The organism is Rugosibacter aromaticivorans (genome assembly GCF_000934545.1).
Classification (GTDB): Bacteria; Pseudomonadota; Gammaproteobacteria; order Burkholderiales; family Rhodocyclaceae; genus Rugosibacter; species Rugosibacter aromaticivorans.
Genome location: NZ_CP010554.1, coordinates 2,324,423 through 2,341,629, shown reverse-complemented (window position 1 = coordinate 2,341,629; position 17,207 = coordinate 2,324,423). Strand labels below are relative to the sequence as shown.

21 protein-coding genes are annotated in these 17,207 nt (G+C 55.9%); 7 read left to right on the top strand and 14 right to left on the bottom strand.

What is annotated here, in order from left to right:
- Positions 1 to 55: 55 nt before the first annotated feature.
- The gene (locus PG1C_RS11655) at positions 56 to 1,045 is read left to right on the top strand and encodes an ADP-ribosylglycohydrolase family protein (protein WP_202634928.1); all 990 of its coding nucleotides are present in this window, start codon (positions 56 to 58) and stop codon (positions 1,043 to 1,045) included.
- 96 nt (positions 1,046 to 1,141) lie between these two features.
- Here the strand turns inward: PG1C_RS11655 and PG1C_RS14665 are convergent, their stop codons facing one another.
- From PG1C_RS14665 to PG1C_RS15065, 5 genes are all read right to left on the bottom strand, one after another.
- The gene (locus PG1C_RS14665) at positions 1,142 to 1,795 is read right to left on the bottom strand and encodes a putative 4-mercaptohistidine N1-methyltransferase (protein WP_237218173.1); all 654 of its coding nucleotides are present in this window, start codon (positions 1,793 to 1,795) and stop codon (positions 1,142 to 1,144) included.
- A complete protein-coding gene (ovoA, locus tag PG1C_RS11650; protein WP_237218172.1) occupies positions 1,678 to 3,534 on the bottom strand; it encodes a 5-histidylcysteine sulfoxide synthase in 1,857 nt (618 codons plus the stop codon). The genes PG1C_RS14665 and ovoA overlap by 118 nt, the downstream gene beginning before the upstream one ends.
- 590 nt (positions 3,535 to 4,124) lie before the next feature.
- Complete coding sequence (locus PG1C_RS11645; RefSeq protein ID WP_202634927.1) at positions 4,125 to 4,424, bottom strand: GIY-YIG nuclease family protein; 300 nt, start codon at positions 4,422 to 4,424, stop codon at positions 4,125 to 4,127.
- A gap of 130 nt (positions 4,425 to 4,554) precedes the next feature.
- A complete protein-coding gene (locus tag PG1C_RS11640) occupies positions 4,555 to 4,830 on the bottom strand; it encodes a hypothetical protein (RefSeq protein ID WP_202634926.1) in 276 nt (91 codons plus the stop codon).
- Positions 4,831 to 4,833: 3 nt separating this feature from the next.
- A complete protein-coding gene (locus tag PG1C_RS15065) occupies positions 4,834 to 5,091 on the bottom strand; it encodes a BrnT family toxin (RefSeq protein ID WP_202634925.1) in 258 nt (85 codons plus the stop codon).
- Between the two features lie 355 nt (positions 5,092 to 5,446).
- On the opposite strand from PG1C_RS15065, the gene PG1C_RS11630 reads away from it, so the two are divergent.
- Together PG1C_RS11630 and PG1C_RS11625 are read left to right on the top strand one after the other, a co-directional pair.
- On the top strand, positions 5,447 to 5,698 hold the full coding sequence (locus PG1C_RS11630) for a type II toxin-antitoxin system Phd/YefM family antitoxin (RefSeq protein WP_202634924.1): 252 nt from the start codon (positions 5,447 to 5,449) through the stop codon (positions 5,696 to 5,698).
- Positions 5,695 to 5,949: a Txe/YoeB family addiction module toxin gene (locus PG1C_RS11625; RefSeq protein ID WP_202634923.1), complete on the top strand. Its 255-nt coding sequence runs from the start codon at positions 5,695 to 5,697 to the stop codon at positions 5,947 to 5,949. The genes PG1C_RS11630 and PG1C_RS11625 overlap by 4 nt, the downstream gene beginning before the upstream one ends.
- Before the next feature lie 194 nt (positions 5,950 to 6,143).
- On the opposite strand, the gene PG1C_RS11620 is transcribed toward PG1C_RS11625, so the two are convergent.
- The 7 genes from PG1C_RS11620 to PG1C_RS11590 form a co-directional block, all read right to left on the bottom strand.
- Positions 6,144 to 6,827, bottom strand: coding sequence for a type 1 glutamine amidotransferase domain-containing protein (locus PG1C_RS11620; protein ID WP_202634922.1), 684 nt, complete (start codon positions 6,825 to 6,827; stop codon positions 6,144 to 6,146).
- A gap of 318 nt (positions 6,828 to 7,145) precedes the next feature.
- Positions 7,146 to 7,268: a type II toxin-antitoxin system HicA family toxin gene (locus PG1C_RS14660; protein WP_237218343.1), complete on the bottom strand. Its 123-nt coding sequence runs from the start codon at positions 7,266 to 7,268 to the stop codon at positions 7,146 to 7,148.
- A 56-nt stretch (positions 7,269 to 7,324) separates the two neighbouring features.
- Positions 7,325 to 7,558 carry a hypothetical protein gene (locus PG1C_RS11610; RefSeq protein ID WP_202634921.1) on the bottom strand — a complete coding sequence of 78 codons (234 nt, stop codon included), beginning with the start codon at positions 7,556 to 7,558 and terminating at the stop codon, positions 7,325 to 7,327.
- A 108-nt stretch (positions 7,559 to 7,666) separates the two neighbouring features.
- Positions 7,667 to 7,993, bottom strand: coding sequence for a HigA family addiction module antitoxin (locus PG1C_RS11605; protein ID WP_202634920.1), 327 nt, complete (start codon positions 7,991 to 7,993; stop codon positions 7,667 to 7,669).
- Positions 7,994 to 8,006: 13 nt separating this feature from the next.
- On the bottom strand, positions 8,007 to 8,288 hold the full coding sequence (locus tag PG1C_RS11600) for a type II toxin-antitoxin system RelE/ParE family toxin (RefSeq protein ID WP_202634919.1): 282 nt from the start codon (positions 8,286 to 8,288) through the stop codon (positions 8,007 to 8,009).
- Positions 8,289 to 8,486: 198 nt separating this feature from the next.
- Entirely contained in the window at positions 8,487 to 9,146 is a 660-nt protein-coding gene (locus PG1C_RS11595; protein ID WP_202634918.1) for a hypothetical protein, read from the bottom strand.
- Between the two features lie 22 nt (positions 9,147 to 9,168).
- Positions 9,169 to 9,582: a hypothetical protein gene (locus PG1C_RS11590; protein WP_202634917.1), complete on the bottom strand. Its 414-nt coding sequence runs from the start codon at positions 9,580 to 9,582 to the stop codon at positions 9,169 to 9,171.
- A 90-nt stretch (positions 9,583 to 9,672) separates the two neighbouring features.
- On the opposite strand from PG1C_RS11590, the gene PG1C_RS11585 reads away from it, so the two are divergent.
- The 3 genes from PG1C_RS11585 (at position 9,673) to PG1C_RS11575 (ending at position 12,536) form a co-directional block, all read left to right on the top strand.
- Positions 9,673 to 10,017, top strand: a complete 345-nt coding sequence (locus tag PG1C_RS11585) for a hypothetical protein (protein WP_202634916.1) — start codon at positions 9,673 to 9,675, stop codon at positions 10,015 to 10,017.
- Between the two features lie 243 nt (positions 10,018 to 10,260).
- Positions 10,261 to 11,238, top strand: coding sequence for an integron integrase (locus tag PG1C_RS11580; protein ID WP_202634915.1), 978 nt, complete (start codon positions 10,261 to 10,263; stop codon positions 11,236 to 11,238).
- The gene (locus tag PG1C_RS11575) at positions 11,238 to 12,536 is read left to right on the top strand and encodes an AmpG family muropeptide MFS transporter (RefSeq protein WP_237218171.1); all 1,299 of its coding nucleotides are present in this window, start codon (positions 11,238 to 11,240) and stop codon (positions 12,534 to 12,536) included. The genes PG1C_RS11580 and PG1C_RS11575 overlap by 1 nt, the downstream gene beginning before the upstream one ends.
- On the opposite strand, the gene PG1C_RS11570 is transcribed toward PG1C_RS11575, so the two are convergent.
- Positions 12,505 to 13,755, bottom strand: a complete 1,251-nt coding sequence (locus PG1C_RS11570) for a class I SAM-dependent methyltransferase (protein WP_284431761.1) — start codon at positions 13,753 to 13,755, stop codon at positions 12,505 to 12,507. The two genes, PG1C_RS11575 and PG1C_RS11570, sit on opposite strands and share 32 nt — an antisense overlap.
- On the bottom strand, positions 13,752 to 15,722 hold the full coding sequence (locus tag PG1C_RS11565) for an ATP-binding cassette domain-containing protein (protein WP_202634914.1): 1,971 nt from the start codon (positions 15,720 to 15,722) through the stop codon (positions 13,752 to 13,754). The genes PG1C_RS11570 and PG1C_RS11565 overlap by 4 nt, the downstream gene beginning before the upstream one ends.
- Positions 15,723 to 16,017: 295 nt before the next feature.
- Here PG1C_RS11565 and PG1C_RS11560 point away from each other — a divergent pair, with 295 nt between their 5' ends.
- On the top strand, positions 16,018 to 17,205 hold the full coding sequence (locus PG1C_RS11560; RefSeq protein WP_202634913.1) for a lipid-transfer protein: 1,188 nt from the start codon (positions 16,018 to 16,020) through the stop codon (positions 17,203 to 17,205).
- The last annotated feature ends 2 nt before the right edge of the window (positions 17,206 to 17,207 follow it).

The window sequence follows — 17,207 nt, the reverse complement described above, 5'->3', positions numbered from 1 at the left end:
GCTTTGATTTATCGCTTGAGGTTTTTCTATAACAAACCAACTTGAGGAGAAAAGAATGAACCCACGTCTCGCAGCCATTCTGGGCGCACTGACTGCCGATGCGGCTACGCTCGGCCTGCACTGGCTATACGATGCAGACCGGTTGAAAACTCTGCAACAACAGGGTCCGCTGGCATTCCGTACGCCAGACCCGGCAAATTATCACGGTGTGATGGGTTTTTTTGCCCACGCGGGCAAGCAGGCGGGTGACTTGTCTTTTTATGGTGAATCCTGCCGCTTGATGTTGGTGCACTTGGCCAAAACAGGTGGTAATTTTGAGCGTCAGGTATTTCAGCAGGAATGGCTCGCTACCTTTGGCCCTGGTGGTCACTGGGTCGGGTATGCCGATCGTCCTACCCGCCTCACCGTCGTGCGCCTGTTGGACTATACCAAGCCAGACGATTATCCCGCGGTAACCGGTGCCGATGACGATCAATTACCCGCGCTGGAATGTGTCCCGGCGATCGTGGCGAGTCAGCGCGCTGGTCACTCACGATCACGAGATGAACTGATCAGCACCATACAGCAGGCCGTTGCTGTCACCCACGATCACCCGCAAGCGCGCGATGCCGCCACTGTCTCGGCCATTGCCCTCGATGAAGTGTTAGCCGGAACCCCGCTACCCCAGGCGCTGTCACGTGCGGCACAAGCGGCGGGTGAAATACTGCAGCCCTTGCTGAGTGAGGCACTGGCCCTGCCGGTGCTGGATGCCGCAGCCGCCGCTGCGCGCTTTGGCATGCCATGTCACCTGCATCAAGGCCTACCGTTGTTGTTTCACATTGCCCATCGCGCCAGTGGTTTTCGCGAAGCGGTAGAAGCCAATATTCTCGCCGGGGGTGATAGTTGTGGCCGCTCGCTGATGCTGGGTGCGCTGACGGCAGCACACGATGCCACACGATCACTGAAACTGCCATCGCCCGCGTTAGGAATTCCCCTCACCTGGCTTAGCCAATTAACCGGCATTGCTCAGATTGTTCATCAGGCAGAGCGTGTCGCTACCGTATAGCGTGGTACTTCCATTATATAAAAAGGCGGATGAATTCTGAATTCATCCGCTTTTTTTCAAGCGCCAGATAGCTTGCATCGGGGTCTTGCACCAGCTTTACACTGCGCGCTGCCACAGCATCGCATGGGTGACGATGTATTGATATTTACGATGATGTTCGCGAATCACCAGCGGTACTTCTTCTTCGCGGCGCAACACAAAGCCTTCCTGCGTGAAAAATTCGCGCAGGGCGTCGGCGGTTTTTACCGTATGACCGGCTTTCTCATAGCCCCCGGGCCATGCCCCATGTGGCGTAAATTGCTCAAGCCAGCTATAGGGCGAAAACAGCGCAACCAAGCCTCCCACTTTAACCAGACCGCGTGGTCCGCCCAGTCGTCCCAGCAATGATTTCGGGCTGGGTAATCGGCACAGCAGATTGGCCATCAGCACGGCATCAAAGTCCACGTAGTCGGCGGGAAGCGAGCAAGCATCCGCCTGGCGGAAGGCCACGCGGTGCCGATCAATGGCGGGGGCCACGTGTGCGGTGAGTTGCGCGCCAAGCTCGCCTTCATCTTTGCGGAAATAATCAAAGCGGCCATCACGCTGCAAGGCTTCAGCGGTATCGATAAAAGCGCGAGAAAGATCAACACCGATCACTTCGTGATAACCACGTGCCAGCTCGAAACTTGCCCGGCCGACAGCGCAACCAATTTCCAGCGCACGCTGAGTGCCAGCACCAAACTCTGGCGCACCATCGAGCAACCAGCGCAACGCAACGGGAATTCTGTCGCCGCCTGCGGGCCAAAAGCATGCGGCATCTGATCTGCTGGGCTGCCATAATGCAGCAGCATGTAGTCATTCACCATCTGCCGGTCTTCATACACCTGATGCGCCGCATCGTCGCTATTCAAGTGAATAGCGCCGCCATCGTGGGCCGCTTCTACCAAGCGAAAGCCGGCGTGCTGAAAAAAGTGCGGGCGAAAGTGAAAGCGTGCCCAAGGGCCCGCCTCCTCGCCGGTGGAGACCCATGCGCCCCCCAGCATCATCTGATGCTGGCCGTCGTAACACGGGCTGCTGAAATCATCATATAGCGGATGCACTTCACTGCCAGGCAAGGGGTTGAAATCGTCTGCTGACCATTGCCATACATTGCCAAACACATCATGAAACCCGGCGCTGGTGATATGCCCGGCATCGACTGGTTGAGATGAGCCGTATGCCAGATTCAGATTGATTCCTCGCTGGCGAAACGCCAAGCCATCACACTGCAAGGCTAAATCGTCGGTTACCCGATGCACGGGGTCGCGTAGCGCGTGATGTTCATTTTCGCTCGGTAGCCGATACGTAGTGCCGTCTTGTTCGGATTTCCATTGGCAGTACGCATAAGCTTCATGGCCGTTGACTTCAGCAGGCCAGTTCCACGGCATATCGATCACCTCAAACAAGGTGCGTAACTTGTAGCGATGCAGCCCGGCGGGGCCATCTGGCACCCAAAAGGTAGGCCACTTGATATTGCGGTAACTGCGCCACGCCCAGCCGGTGGGCGACCAGAAACGCTCTTCTCGATAGCCGCCTGCAGCAACGAATTCATGAAACGCGCCATTGCTGATGAGCTGTGTGCTTGCACGAAAAGCTTCAACGCGTACGCTACGCGAGCCATATTCGTTGTCCCACCCGTAAGAAGGCCAGTCGGCGGGTTTGCCCAAAGTGATCCGCGTTGCGGCTACATCGCGCAAGGCCAGCACAGGGTAATCCGTGCCCGGACGGGGGCGTAGTGCGGTGGAGGCATCGTGCGGTGCGGCAGGGTACAACGCCGGCCAAGCGGCGGGTCGCTGTACATAGTCAAGTGGTAGTTCGTGAATTAATACGGCAGAAGTCTCCAGATGAATACGCTCGTGCTCAAAACCCATGAATAGCGCCCACAGCGGGTCATTCAAGGTAATCAGCGCATGCCCCTCGGCTAACCCTGGATGTGTGGCAATCACCTCGCTGACAGTGGTATAGACTGCCGCACGGTATGCGCGCACTTCGTCAACGGAAGGCCACAGCATCTCGTTTTTGGACATATCATCCCAACGCATTTCATCAACACCTACCTCGAAAAGTTTTTCAAAATAGGGGTTGATCGGCGCAGAGATTAAACCGGCGACACGCAGCTTGTTGGTATAAAACACCGGCGGATGGCAGAAATAAAACACCATCGGGTGACGCAGTCCATGATACGGCGGTCGAAAAAATGCTTCCTCACCTTTGAGCCCGGCGAACAGCGTTTCGGTCAGCGTCCAGCCACTATCAAAATAATCCTGTACTTCGCGCCGCGTACAGGTCGCTAAATTCGGTAGCGGCAGGGCGGTGAGTGTGCCCTCAGCAGTCAAGCCAGGGCATGCCACCGGGGATTTTCCGGTCCACCAGGTTTCATCGCGGGCTCCCGCCAGCGCGGTCTGGTTTCCCCGCAAATTGGCACGCCAAGGTTCGTTTTCTCGCACAGCAATGGTTGAGGGTGGGTTCATGGTGAGAGCCTCCGTGCTTTATTTGTTTTTGGGTCGCAAAACGATGCCGGCTAAAAAGCGCAGAGTGCCATTGTCGTGGTCAAGATTTCCACGGGGTAACATCGATTTGGTTGCCTCAAATATAACGCATTTTTTACGCGCTGCGGTGCTCTGAGATGTTTCAAGCGCACAGTGAATGGGAAGTAAAACGTGCGGGTTGGCTGGTATGTATGTGCAGTATGCTGTGCCCGTTACGCAAATCAATCAACAAGATGGCGGCTAATGAGGAGATATAAAAAAAAGTCGGTGCGGTGATACGGCAAATCAAACCGATAATTCGCCCGACAGCCGCTGAATTCCTCGATCTTGAATGCGCGCAAAAAACAGCAGGGCAGTGAGGCCATCCGTCAGCGCAAGAAACATATCAGATTGGGTAGCCATAGTGCGAACCTAAGTCAATGCCAGAACTGGCCCGTCATGGGTGCCCGACGTTTGAATTCATCCGCCTGCGCGGCTTTTCGCGCAGTGTCCGGTGGATTGATGGATTAGACCTCGACATGGACACAAGAACGCCTTGCATCTTTGTGCAAACCATGCCTACAAGAGGCAGATTATTCAGAGGTGCCTTCATTGTCTCGAAGAGGCGGGGTTTGGTTGTACCCGATTGGAGGGTCGTTCGATCTGTGGCGGCGAATGAACTCGATTTCAACCTGGGTTACCGCTGCGCGAGAGGCGGTTTCGGACTCCCAAAGGATATCTCGGGTGATTGTGAAGCTACGGCGTTGTTCAGGAGTGAAATCCTTCGCAATGAGTTCACTTGAGGCGCTACCGAAATAGTTGATGCTATTCGTTCGGTCTTGGCTGATGTAGATTTTCCCGTTTGGATAGGTGATGCGATATATGACATTCATTTCTCATCCGCAGTGCGTTGAGTTACCACGGAAAGTCGGCGCTGGCGAGACGGCGAAAGCACTATCGATGCGAAGCCCGAAGACTCATGATAATGGATGGTGAAAGGGCACACGGTCAAGAGGCGCGGAGCTAAGGGGCGCGCCGCTTTTGGCGCGTCCCGCTTGAGCGCAGAGTTGGGGATTGGGTGTCAACGTAAGCGTCAAGAAGTCGACGGATCATGCGCTGGTACTGGGTGTGATGCTTAGAGGCTTCGGACTTGAAAAACTCGATACTTTTTTTGCTCAGAGCCAGAGTGACCTTCACACCTTCCTCGCGAAATGCCAACTCGGTCGGAGAGGGGAGAAAGTCGGTAATCACTTGAGTCTTGCCTAGTGGTTCATCCGTGTATTTGATTTTCGCGCTCATAAATTACCTTTCCTTTGCGCCAATAGCCTGCGCCGATGATTCGAACAACAGAGGCGCGATATGTGAATCGCACCGTAAGCACCCACCATCAACCTCCCCGAAACAATAGAACCGCTCTTCGGATTGACTGTGGGTGATGTCCTTGGCAATCACGCGCTGCGGATCAGCGAATGCATACTGGGCGCGGTTAAACGAAACGCCGTGTTTTCGCTGGCTTTCAGCGTCCTTGTCGGTATCCCAATCAAAGCGAGTGTTTGCCATAAGCGAAGACTAGCGCTTAGCAATATAAAAAGCCATATGGCGGTATGGAAGCTTCATGAACTCGGTCGAATCAAGGAGGTTCTGCGCGGCGTGCTGAGAGGACGAGAAGTGATCGAATCGTTTGGTAGCGCATCAATTCCTCCTTGTGGCTAATTTTGAGTTGAGCGACACCCCCGTAGCGAGGGTAGGCCTACGCCAGCCGGCTCCAGGGATGGCTCGCTCTCGCCAGTGAGGCGCAGCCGTGAGCGTTAGCGAGCGGTGTCCGCTGGAATGATGGGTTGGGCGTCATTGCGTGGATGATGGACAATCGGTAGTTGTTGATGTACAGTAATATGTACATATTTGGAGGCCTATCATGGATGCAATTACCTACACTACTATCCGCGCAAACCTCGCTAGCGCTATGGATCGGGTTTGCAACGATCACGAAGCTTTAATTATCACCCGCAACGGAGAACAGGCGGTGGTGATGCTCTCGCTCGAAGACTACAAGGCGCTTGAAGAAACCGCCTACCTCTTGCGCACACCCGCCAACGCCAAGCGCCTCTTGACGGCGGTCGGACAACTAAACGCCGGCAAAGGCGTTGCGCGGAAATTGGTTAAATGAAGCTGGTCTTTGCAGATGAGGCATGGGAAGACTACCTCTATTGGCAAAAGCGAGACAAACGTATGGTTGAACGGATTAACAAGTTGATACGCGAGACGCAACGCGAGCCCTTCACCGGAGTTGGAAAGCCTGAACCTTTAAAGCACGCGCTATCAGGGTTCTGGTCACGTCGCATAACAGACGAGCATCGCATGGTATATCGCGTCGAAGACAATGCACTGTTGATTGCCCAATTGCGCTTTCATTACTAAGATGTCCAACGTGTGAATTCAGCGGATCGGCAAAAGGCGCAGCCTTTTGCCGATCCGCTGGAATGACTGGTTGGGCCACGAGCTACACATCGAGAAGCCCCTCTTCGAATCAAACTTCCATTTGACCCGGTACCAGGCATCAGCCAGCCAGCGCTGTGTTGCCGGCAGCTGCCGGCCGGTCCACTGACATCAGCTCAGACGGAGCGCAGCAGCTTCAGCAGCGCTTCCGCTGCGGGCCCGGAAGAAGCCGGATTCTGACCCGTCACCAGCTTGCCGTCCACCAGCACATAGGGAGACCAGTCGGCGCCCTTGCTGTAGTTGCCACCCCTCTCCTTGAGCTTGTCTTCCAGCAGGAAGGGCACAACCGTTGTGAGCCCGACGGCATCTTCTTCCGAATTGGCAAAGCCGGTCACGCGCTTGCCTTTGATCAGGAACTCCCCGTCCTTACCACGTACGTTGACAAGCACGGCCGGGGCGTGACAGACCGCGCCAACCGGTTTGCCGGCCTTAACAAAAGCTTCGATGAGCGCGATCGATGTCGCATTGTCGGGCATGTCCCACAGCGGGCCGTGACCGCCGGGATAGAAGACCCCGTCGAAATCGTCGGCCGACACATCGGCCAGCTTCCTGGTGTTCGCAAGCTGGGTTTGTGCGGCGGTATCGGCGTGGAAGCGCCCCGTTGTTTCGGTCTGGAACTCGGGAAGATCGCTCTTCGGGTCGAGCGGCGGCTGGCCGCCCTTCGGCGATGCCAGCGTGATAGCTGCACCGGCATCCCTCAATACGTAATAGGGAGCGGCGAATTCTTCCAGCCAGAAACCAGTTTTATTTCCGGTGTCGCCGAGTTGGTCATGAGACGTAAGAACAATGAGAATCTTCATCGCGAATTTCCTTTTGTTTGAGAACTATTTTGAAATATCAGTGTACCACTGCGTGACCTGACGCATTTACTGCTTGTTCCGCCCAACGACGCTGTAGAAAAACTAGGTAAGGGGTTGCGCAACCCAAATTTCGGGGGTCACTTGATCCTTCCTCGGATGAAGATCGGCCAACACAGCGCGTTCTGAGAGGTTGGTTTTTGTTCATGATGATCCCGATTTTTCCGAAAGGGGCTTTTCTACAGCCTCAACGTTCAAGCTCAGCGGGGCTGCGCGGCTTTATGCGCGAGGTCCGCTCGAACGACGGGTTGGGCACCACGGCTACAAGGCCGCGATAAATTCGTCTGGCGATATGTCAGCCTGACGCAAGACACCGGCCAGGGCGCCAACTTTGACTTCGCTGTGCAAGGGAACGACACAGCCTTTGGAGTCACGGCGCATGATGACGTGGCTTCCGGATTGGCGGAGCTTCTCGAAACCAAGGCGCTCCAGCGCCCGTACTATCGCAGCTCCCGAAATGCGGGGGAGCTGGCATGCGCAGGAACGCTGAACGTTGTTACCAGCGGATGTCCTGGCGCAGGTATGGGGAACTCTGACAGATAGAGCGCCGTAGCCTCTTGCAGATTGGCGATAGCCTCTTCAACAGTTTCACCTTGCGTAGTGGTGCCTGTCTCTGGATTCAGGGCAACATAGCCGCCTTCTTCGGCGGGAGTAAGTACCGCGGTCAGTTCCATATCTTGACTCCAGTGGTAAAAGTCTAATTGTCGCTCATTCCGGGCAATGGTGCCCAACGTGGAGCTAAGGGGCTGCGCGCTTTTGCGCAGTCCCGCTTGAGCGTAGAGTTAGGCATGGGCAGCGACATCGGCGACAACTTCCGTCCACGGCCTGATTTTGTTTAGGGTTGCCGCTAGAACATCCTTAGCGCACTCGGTGTCGTAACGTGCTTGGCCGCGCAGCCACCACCCTTCGGATAGCCCAAAAAAACGGCACAACCTCAAATCGGTGTCAGCCGTAATTGCACGGCGACCAGCGACAATCTCACCAATACGCTGAGCGGGAACACCAATCTCCTTGGCTAGCCGATATTGGGAAATTCCCATCGGTTTCAGGAACTCTTCCAGCAACATTTCGCCAGGGGTAACTGGCGGAAGCTTATTTGTTTTGCTCATGATTCAGACTCCGTTAATGGTAATCAACAATCTCGACATCTTTTGGCCCCTCGCTCGTCCACACAAAGCACACGCGAAACTGGTCGTTAATGCGAATGCTGTGTTGTCCGGCACGATCATGTTTCAATGCTTCTAATCGATTACCGGGTGGGACACGAAGATCGTCAAGAATACCTGCCCACTCAAGCTGCTCAAGTTTTCGTCGTGCCACAGACTCAATGTTCGTAAATCGTTTTACGCGTTGCCGTTTAAATAGGCTCTCAGTCTCGATGCACTTGAAGGATTTGATGGACATAAACAAATAATAACGCCATGCGTGATTAATGTAAAGCGTGACTAAGGAAAAATGTAATGCCTAACGTAGAAGTGAGCGACCTGCGCGGCTTTATCGCGCAGCGTCCGTGTTGACTGCCGGGTTATGCGTTTCGCAAACAAGCGAGATCCTTTTCGTGCTTTGCAAGGACGCGACTTACTTCACAGACGGCATCTTCTTTCATTTTGAGGAGATCATCCCGAGACGCGATGTGCAGCGTCCTAGCTCGGAACGAGATAGGTAGTGACGACCTGAGCATCTCATCGAAATTGAAACCTCCGTTCTCGGGTCCGCGAGCAAACTCTGATCGTTGAGGGCGCCTTCAAGAACCGAGCGAGCGAACGAGATGCGGCTTGCCCTCGGCAGTTCTCGAATGTTCGAGAAAGTCGAATTGACTGCGTCAATGATCTTACCGAGCGAGCCGTCTGCAACCTTTTCAACGTGAAGCGCCAGATACCAAAGTTGAAATACCTGAAATTCAACTGGCGACTTGTTCATGAGTCGCATGTAATCCTCGACGGCCAAGAAGATTAGCGAGTCAACCTCTGAGTCTGGAATTTCCTCGAGCACAGCATCTGGATCTCGATCAGCATGCTTGAAGAAGTTTCGATACGGCGAATTGACGTAGTCGAACTTTAAGCTCTTGCCTGGCGCAAGGTGTTCCTTCGTCTGACCAGAAATCCCGTCTACCCCTGCGCGTACGCAAAGCGTGTCGATTACCTCCCAGGCATTTGCTGCCAATGAGTAGACTGACACAACATCTCCACCATCGAATAACAAGCAAACTGCCGTCGAAAGCTGTCTGCGTGCGACGTCGATCTTTGTGAGGTGTGCGGTCATGGAGGCGGTTTGACTTGGCGGCCTAACCCCTCCATTGAGCGGACAGCCGTTCAAAAGCCCAACTGTCGGACTCATCCTCGTATGCCTGGCCCCAATTGTTCTCAAGGTGAGCGAGTTCGTGAAGGACGGTATGGCGAAGGAACAGCTTGGGATTCACAAGAAGGCTTCGTTCGCGCGAGTGCCCACCGAAATCTAGGCGTCCCAGAATTCCCGCTGTATCGTTCTCGTCCATTTTTCGCTGCAGCACGATTGACCGACTGAGTCCATTTCTCGCAGGGATGGCCGAAGCAAGCGGGTTGCCTTCGACTGTGACGTGATTCGCGACGGCCCAACTGGCAACATTTTCGACAATCTCAAGCGATACGCGTTCGCTGGCGTGCCGAAGCAAGACGGCTTCCAGAGACGCGCGGTGTTCCTCTGCGTCGGTGATGAACATGTTGCCTAACGACAGAGTGGAGGGGCCTGCGCGGCTTCTTGCGCAGGTCCCTTCGCACGACGGGTTGGGCGGCGGCTCACGGGAGGGCGAATGATGGATGACTGCGTACTTTCAAACGATGACCCGCACGGCGGGGAATTTTCGTGGTGCGGCATAGACCCTGGCACCAGCGATCCGATCTGCGGGGAATGCCCGTTTCGCTATCAAGTCCGGGTGCAAGTGTCGCCGGGCGTGTTTGCGATGACCGACGAATTTCGGTGTTCCGACGTAGTTCACCATCGTGTTTTGCTCCAACTTCAGGTTCCCGGCGCGGTGTTGCGCTGTTCCTCCCGGCCAGGGCTGCGGGTGCACAACTATGGTGCCTGCGGGATCGACTGCGACGAGTGCTGGAACAAGGCCATGAAGGCGTGTGTGGAGAAATCAAATGCTCATTGACTGGATGTGCTACCGGATCGTGATGGCGTGGCCGATGCCGCTGCCAGACTGCCGCGAGAACCGCGTTTTCGCTTGGTGTCTGGCGCGGGCCGGCGCCTACGCTGACCCGACGCCCAACGTAAAGTAGACATCCTATTTGACGCATTATTTCCCGTCAAATAGGCTATTTCTGTTTTAGAAAAAAATAAAATATTCAATATAATCATTGCAATAATTATTTTTAGTACTGCCTAAATTTAAACTATGACGACGTCGAATTCTGAGCCGCCAAAACTGTTGGATCTTGTGAGGGGCAAAATTCGCTTGAAGCATTACAGCATACGTACAGAACAAGCTTATGTCGATTGGATTAAACGCTTTATCCTGCATTTTGACAAGAAGCACCCCAAAGACCTTGGGGCTTTGGAGGTGGAACAATTTTTAACGTATCTTGCGGTACAGGGTAAGGTTGCGCCCAGCACGCAGAACCAGGCAAAAAGTGCGCTGCTGTTTTTGTATAAAGAGGTTTTGGGTGTTGATTTGCCGTGGCTGGATGATGTGGAGCGTGCCAAGGCGCCAAAGCGCTTGCCAGTGGTGTTGACCCCGATGGAGGTTCAGGAAATATTGTCCCATCTGGATGGCACACCGCATTTGGTGGTGAGCTTGCTGTATGGCACGGGGATGCGCATCTTGGAAGCGTTACGGTTGCGTGTCAAAGACGTTGATTTTTCGCGTAAAGAGATTCTGATTCGTGATGGAAAGGGGTTCAAGGATAGGGTGACAATGTTGCCCGGGATGCTGATTGAGCCTCTGAAGCTGCATTTGAAGCGGGTGAAGGATTTGCATGAAAAAGACCTGGCTGAAGGCTATGGTGCTGTGTATCTGCCTTATGCGTTGAGTAAAAAATATCCACAGGCTGAGCGAGAGTGGGCTTGGCAATATGTATTCCCCTCGGCCAGGTTATCGGTTGATCCGCGTTCCGGTGAAACAAGACGGCATCACATACAAGACCAGGCCATTCAGCGGGCTGTGCGACAGGCCGTGCGTGATGCGGGGCTGACCAAGCCGGCCACGCCGCACACCCTGCGTCATTCCTTTGCCACTCATCTGCTGGAAGGTGGTTACGACATCCGCACAGTGCAGGAATTGCTCGGCCATTCGGATGTATCGACAACAATGATCTACACCCATGTGCTGAACAAAGGCGGGCGCGGGGTGATGAGCCCGCTGGATCGGCTGTGATGCAAAAAGTCGGCGCTGGTGAGACGGCGTGGTATGCGCCCTTGCTTAACCGGCGCATGCTGTTGTGTGTGTTTACCGGCTTTTCTTCCGGCCTGCCGCTGTATCTGCTGCTCAATCTGCTGCCGGCGTGGCTGCGCTCGGAGGGGGTGAATCTCAAGACGATAGGCTTGTTTGCGTTGATCCAGTTTCCCTACACGTGGAAGTTTCTCTGGGCGCCGCTGCTGGATCGCTATGCGCCGCCGCTGGGGCGGCGTCGTGGCTGGATGGTGATTACGCAGATTGGTCTATTGTGCTCGATTGCCACGCTGGGTTTTTTGTCGCCCACGGTGGCGCTGGATTCGATTGTCTGGCTAACTATCGCTATCGCGTTGTTTTCAGCCACGCAGGACATTGCGCTCGACGCCTTTCGCCGCGAGATTCTGCCGGAGCAAGAGCTAGGTTTGGGCAACTCGGTGCATGTCAATGCGTATCGCATCGCCGGGTTGGTGCCGGGCTCACTATCGTTGATTTTGGCCGACCATCTGCCGTGGGTGCAGGTGTTTATTATCACCGCGCTGTTCATGCTGCCGGGGTTGTTGCTGGCGCTGTTTGCGGCGGAACCGGCGGTTGCCAAGAGCGCGCCAAAAACCCTGCGCGAGGCGGTGGTGGAGCCGTTTCACGAATTTGTCACGCGCGCTGGCTGGCGCGAGGCGGTGCTGATTCTGGCCTTCATTTTTCTGTACAAGCTGGGCGATTCGATGAGCACGGCACTGGCGACGCCGTTTTATCTGGACATGGGTTTTGCAAAATCGCAGATCGGTGTGGTAGCCAAAAATGCGGGCTTGTGGCCGGCGGTAATCGGCGGTTTGCTGGGGGGATTGTGGATGGTGAAGATCGGCATCAATCGTGCGCTGTGGTTGTTTGGCGTGGTGCAGTTGTTGTCGATTTTCGGTTTTGCGTGGCTGGCCTGGCTGGGCCCGCGTGTTGCGGTGGGCGCGGCAGAGCTTGCCCAGCTTGCGCTGGTGATCGGCTTTGAGGCGCTGGGCGTAGGGCTGGGCACGGCGGCTTTCGTGGCGTTTATTGCGCGGGCGACGAACCCGCTGTATACCGCCACGCAGTTTGCGTTGTTCACGAGTTTGGCTGCGGTGCCGCGTACTTTTATCAACGCCACCACCGGCGTGCTGGTGGAGCACATGGGTTGGGTTGGTTTCTTTTTGTTGTGCGCGGCGCTGGCCGTGCCGGGCATGCTGCTGCTGGTGAAAGTGGCGCCGTGGCGCGCCACGACAACTACAACGCATGCACCCGGTCGCCCCGCGTAAAGCCCAATAACGGTTGCGGCATGCCGCGCCCCAGCGCGATCACCTTGAATAGTTCGCCCATTTCGTTGGGGGAAAGCAGCACGCTGACGGCGCCATTGGTACGTAACCCTGCACGTAAATTCGCTTCGGTTACCGTGTCACCATCCGCTACGGCGAGGAGAGCGTTTTTTGCTCGACCGCCTTGTAGCGCAGGGGCTTTATCAGCGCCGAGTTTTTCTTGCAGTAATTCACCGATGCCGCAATTGATTAAAAACTGCGCCTGATTGGTGTAGCCGAGCACGCTTAACCCTGCGTCAAATCCGGCTTCGGCCACGGCGGTGAAATCGACATGCGAGGTGATGTCGGACAAGCCCGGATACCAGAAGGGATCGTCATGCACACGATGCCGATAATGGCAGCGCACCGTGCCGCCATCGCGTTGCGGGTGATACAGCTCGCGGCGCGGCAGGCCGTAGTCGAGCAAAATCATCGCGCCACATTCAATGCGCCCGGCAAGCTCGGCTACCCAGGCGCGCACGGCCAGGCTGATTTCACCGCGATAAGGCGCAGCCGCTGGCAAGATTTCTGCGGCGTCGATCAATGCTTGGCTGGCGGGACGCTCAGCAAAGTGCAGTGGATGACCTTCTTGCTCTTCACCGCACCGCACGCCGCATTCGATCAGTCCGTTTTCATCCCAGCGCACAGCGTGCGTGGGCATGGCGTCGAGCACTTCATTGCCAATCAAACAGCCGGAGAATTTTTCGGGCAGCGCATCCAGCCATTGCACGCGATCAAGAAACTGCGGCGCGTGTTGCGCAATGATGGCGGCCTGGCGTGCGCGCAGTTCGCCAGAGAGTTCAAGAATCGCATAGCGTTGCGGCGCGCAGCCCAGGGCATCAAGGGCTAACAAAAGGTCTGCCGCTAGCCGACCGCTGCCCGCGCCCGCTTCAATCATGCAGGGTTGTGAGGCGGCGAGAACTTGCGCCACTTGCCGCGCCAGCGCCTGGCCAAAGAGCGGGGTGAGCTCGGGTGCCGTTAGAAAATCGCCGCCGGAGGCATGGTCGCCAAACTTGTGCGCGCCACCGGCGTAATAGCCCAGGCCGGGGGTGTAGAGCGCGAGCTCCATATAGCGGGCGAACGATATCCAGCCGTGGGTTTTTATTTCATCCGCAATCAACGCGGCGAGCGCAGCGCTTGCTTCACGGGCTTCTTCTGAAGGTTCTGGCAGGTCGGCAATCACGCAGCGGGCTCGCCGACTTGTTCGATTTGCTCTTGCAGGGCCAGCCAGCGTTCTTCAGTGCTGGCAATCTCCGTGGTGAGTTGCGTTTGGCGCTGGGCGAGTGTTTGCAACAGGGTTTTATCTGCTGCGGTGTAGAGCGCTGGATCAGCCAGCCGTATTGCTAGCGCCGCGAGTTCGGCTTGCCAGCTGGCGAGTTTTTTTTCGAGCTTGTCCGCTGCTTTGACGAGTGGTTGCCGTGTTGCCAGCGCCAGCGCGTTGCGTCCCTTCGGGAACTTTTCGGGCGAATCGAAAGCTGAGGGCTGCGCGGCAGGGCTGGCGGATTTTGCTGCCGTTTTTTCCGCCGTTTTTCCGCCGCTGCGTTTTTCCTTGGAGCGTTCTTCCGCCAGCCATTCGGCATAGTCGTCCAGGTCGCCATCGAATAACGACACCTTGCCGTCGGCCACCAGCCATAGTTCATCGCATGTGGCGCGCAGCAGGTGGCGATCATGCGAGACCAGCACCATGCCGGCATCGGTTTCCTGCAGGGCGATGGTCAGCGCTTCGCGCATTTCCAGATCAAGGTGGTTGGTGGGCTCATCCAGCAGCAATAAATTGGGTGCGGTGCGGATCATCAAAGCCAAGGCCAGGCGTGATTTTTCGCCACCGGAAAAACGGCCGCAGGGGGCATCCACCATGTCCCCGCGAAAATCAAAACTGCCCAGATAGCTGCGCAAGTCTTGCTCGCGGGTTTGTTTGCCTAGGGCGGATTCTTGATGAATCATGTGCCACAGCGGGGATTCGGTGGGACGCAGTTGTTCGAGCTGATGCTGGGCAAAATAGCCGAGCTTGAGATTGCGCCCTTCTTCGCGCGTGCCCGCCAGGGTTTGAATGTCCCCGGCAAGCAGTTTCATCAGCGTGGATTTACCCGCGCCGTTGCGGCCCAAGAGACCAATGCGGCTATCAGGGCGCAGGCTGAAGTTCAGATTTTCAAGAATCGGTGCTGTATTTTTATAGCCGATTTTTACGCGATCAATCACCATCAGCGGGTCAGAAAAAGCGCTGGGTTCGGGAAAGCTGAAGCTAAACGGCGTATCAATGTGCGCGGCGACAATATCGCCCATTTTTTCCAGCATCTTGATGCGGCTTTGCGCCTGCCGCGCTTTGGAAGCCTTGGCGCGAAAACGGTCGATGTAGTTTTGCAAGTGGGCTGCCTGGCGGCGCTGTTTTTCGGCCATTGCCATATCATTGGCCAGCCGCTCGGCGCGCGCGCGCTCACAGGCGGAGTAATTGCCGGTGAACATTTGCATGCGGCAGTTTTCAACGTGTACGATGTGACTGGTGACTTCATCGAGAAAATCACGATCATGCGAGATCAATATCAGCGTACCGGCGTAATTCTTGAGCCAGGTTTCCAGCCACAGAATCGCATCCAGATCGAGGTGATTGGTGGGCTCGTCGAGCAGCAGCAAATCAGAGCGGCACATCAGGGCGCGCGCCAGATTCAGCCGCACGCGCCAGCCGCCGGAAAATTCCGCCACCGGGCGAAGAAAGTCGGCATCCGTAAAACCCAGGCCATGCATCAAGGAGGCAGCGCGGGAGCGGGCGGCGTAGCCATCAATCTCACCCAAGCGCGAATGCAACAGGCCAATCTGCTCACCGGCGTGGTCATCATCCGGGTGTTGTTCCGCGGCGAGTAAATCACGTTCGATCTGGCGTAATTCGATATCGCCATCAAGCACAAACTCAAGCGCTGCGTCGGGTAACGCGGGGGTGTCTTGCGCGACATGGGCTAACACCCAACTGGCGGGGCGTTCCAGATCACCGCGATCGGCATGCAGCTCGCCGCGCAAAAGCGCCAGAAACGACGATTTGCCACAGCCATTGGCGCCGGTTAAACCAACCTTCCAGCCAGGATGAATTTGCAGGGAAGCGCCTTCAACCAGCGGGTCACCATTGCGGGAAAAACCAAGATTACGGAGCAGAATCACAGGGCAGATACCAAAGAGGGGTGGGCGCGGGAGGTGGGCACGGCAGAAGCCGTATCGACGCCCAACAGAAAACACGCGGGGGTGCATTTTATTGCGAAATCGTCCTCCCATGCGGTTTGTGTTGGGTTTGTATTGCCCGTGCGGTGATGCATGCCGGGCAGAATTTAATGCGGCGGTTTTGCGGTGTATAGTTAAGCCGTACTAAACATGAGCAGATGCTCGTTGTCGTCTGTAGCGACTGTATTTGCTAGCGTGATTTGCCACAAAAAAATCGTCACAAAAACAGGAGAAGAGCATGGCTGCACCCACCGTATATGTTGCCGGCGTTGGCATGATTCCGTTTGTTAAACCTGGTGAGAGTGATCCCTACCCGGTGATGGGCGCACGCGCCGTGCGTGCGGCGTTAGCCGATGCCGGGCTTGATTACACCGCGATACAGCAAGCCTATGCGGGCTATGTGTATGCGGATTCAACGGCTGGGCAGGCCGTGTTATATGGCGTTGGCATGACGGGTATCCCGGTCATCAATGTGAATAACAACTGTGCCAGCGGGTCTACGGCATTGTTCCTCGCGCGGCAGGCGGTGGCCAGTGGCGCGGTGGATTGCGCGTTAGCGGTGGGCTTTGAACAAATGAATCCGGGTGCGCTCAAAGGCGGTGCCTATAGTGACCGGCCCAGCCCGTTGGATAGCTTTATTCAGGTGCTGCAAGATCACAACCAGTTTGATGAGGCGGCACCCAGAACGCCGCAGTTTTTTGCTGCTGCCGGGCGTGCTTATATCGATGAATTTGGTATTTCCCCCGAGACGTTCGGCCGTATTTCCGTCAAGGCGCGCCAGCATGCGGCGCACAATCCGTATGCGGTGTTTCGCAAACCCGCCACGCTGGAAGAAGTGATGGCATCCCCCAGGATGACCGACCCCTTGACCCGCCTGCAATGCTGCCCGCCGACCTGTGGCGCAGCTGCCGCAATTTTATGTTCGCCTGCGTTTGCCAAAAAGCATGGGCTGGATATGCGCGTATCCATTGCCGGACAAGTCATGACGACAGATCGTGGAGATGCTTTTAGCGATGATATGCGCAACCTGATTGGTTCAGACATGGCGCAGCGGGCAGCGATGGCGGCGTATGACGAGGCCGGTATCGGCCCCGAAGACGTGGATGTGGTGGAACTGCACGACTGCTTTACAGTCAATGAATTGCTCTCGTATGAAGCCTTGGGTTTAACGCCTCACGGCACGGCAGAGAAATTCATTCTTGATGGCGACAATACCTATGGCGGCAAAGTGGTGACCAATCCTTCCGGCGGTTTACTCTCCAAAGGGCATCCGCTGGGCGCCACTGGTTTGGCGCAATGTGCCGAGCTCACTTGGCAGTTGCGAGGCCAGGCCGAAAAGCGGCAAGTGGCGGACGCAACAATCGCGCTACAGCACAATCTGGGGTTGGGCGGCGCATGCGTTGTGACGGTCTATCAAAAACATTAAGC

Excerpts from the sequence above, each read along its gene's own strand:
- PG1C_RS11630 (WP_202634924.1), top strand. The coding sequence starts at position 5,447 with ATGGATGCAATTACCTACACTACTATCCGCGCAAACCTCGCTAGCGCT.
- PG1C_RS11625 (WP_202634923.1), top strand. The coding sequence starts at position 5,695 with ATGAAGCTGGTCTTTGCAGATGAGGCATGGGAAGACTACCTCTATTGG.
- PG1C_RS11595 (WP_202634918.1), bottom strand. The coding sequence starts at position 9,146 with ATGACCGCACACCTCACAAAGATCGACGTCGCACGCAGACAGCTTTCG.
- ovoA (WP_237218172.1), bottom strand. The coding sequence starts at position 3,534 with ATGAACCCACCCTCAACCATTGCTGTGCGAGAAAACGAACCTTGGCGT.
- PG1C_RS11610 (WP_202634921.1), bottom strand. The coding sequence starts at position 7,558 with ATGGAACTGACCGCGGTACTTACTCCCGCCGAAGAAGGCGGCTATGTT.
- PG1C_RS11645 (WP_202634927.1), bottom strand. The coding sequence starts at position 4,424 with ATGAATGTCATATATCGCATCACCTATCCAAACGGGAAAATCTACATC.
- PG1C_RS11585 (WP_202634916.1), top strand. The coding sequence starts at position 9,673 with ATGATGGATGACTGCGTACTTTCAAACGATGACCCGCACGGCGGGGAA.
- PG1C_RS11575 (WP_237218171.1), top strand. The coding sequence starts at position 11,238 with ATGCAAAAAGTCGGCGCTGGTGAGACGGCGTGGTATGCGCCCTTGCTT.
- PG1C_RS11640 (WP_202634926.1), bottom strand. The coding sequence starts at position 4,830 with ATGAGCGCGAAAATCAAATACACGGATGAACCACTAGGCAAGACTCAA.
- PG1C_RS11655 (WP_202634928.1), top strand. The coding sequence starts at position 56 with ATGAACCCACGTCTCGCAGCCATTCTGGGCGCACTGACTGCCGATGCG.
- PG1C_RS11600 (WP_202634919.1), bottom strand. The coding sequence starts at position 8,288 with ATGTCCATCAAATCCTTCAAGTGCATCGAGACTGAGAGCCTATTTAAA.
- PG1C_RS11580 (WP_202634915.1), top strand. The coding sequence starts at position 10,261 with ATGACGACGTCGAATTCTGAGCCGCCAAAACTGTTGGATCTTGTGAGG.
- PG1C_RS11620 (WP_202634922.1), bottom strand. The coding sequence starts at position 6,827 with ATGAAGATTCTCATTGTTCTTACGTCTCATGACCAACTCGGCGACACC.
- PG1C_RS11590 (WP_202634917.1), bottom strand. The coding sequence starts at position 9,582 with ATGTTCATCACCGACGCAGAGGAACACCGCGCGTCTCTGGAAGCCGTC.
- PG1C_RS11605 (WP_202634920.1), bottom strand. The coding sequence starts at position 7,993 with ATGAGCAAAACAAATAAGCTTCCGCCAGTTACCCCTGGCGAAATGTTG.
- PG1C_RS11560 (WP_202634913.1), top strand. The coding sequence starts at position 16,018 with ATGGCTGCACCCACCGTATATGTTGCCGGCGTTGGCATGATTCCGTTT.
- PG1C_RS15065 (WP_202634925.1), bottom strand. The coding sequence starts at position 5,091 with ATGGCAAACACTCGCTTTGATTGGGATACCGACAAGGACGCTGAAAGC.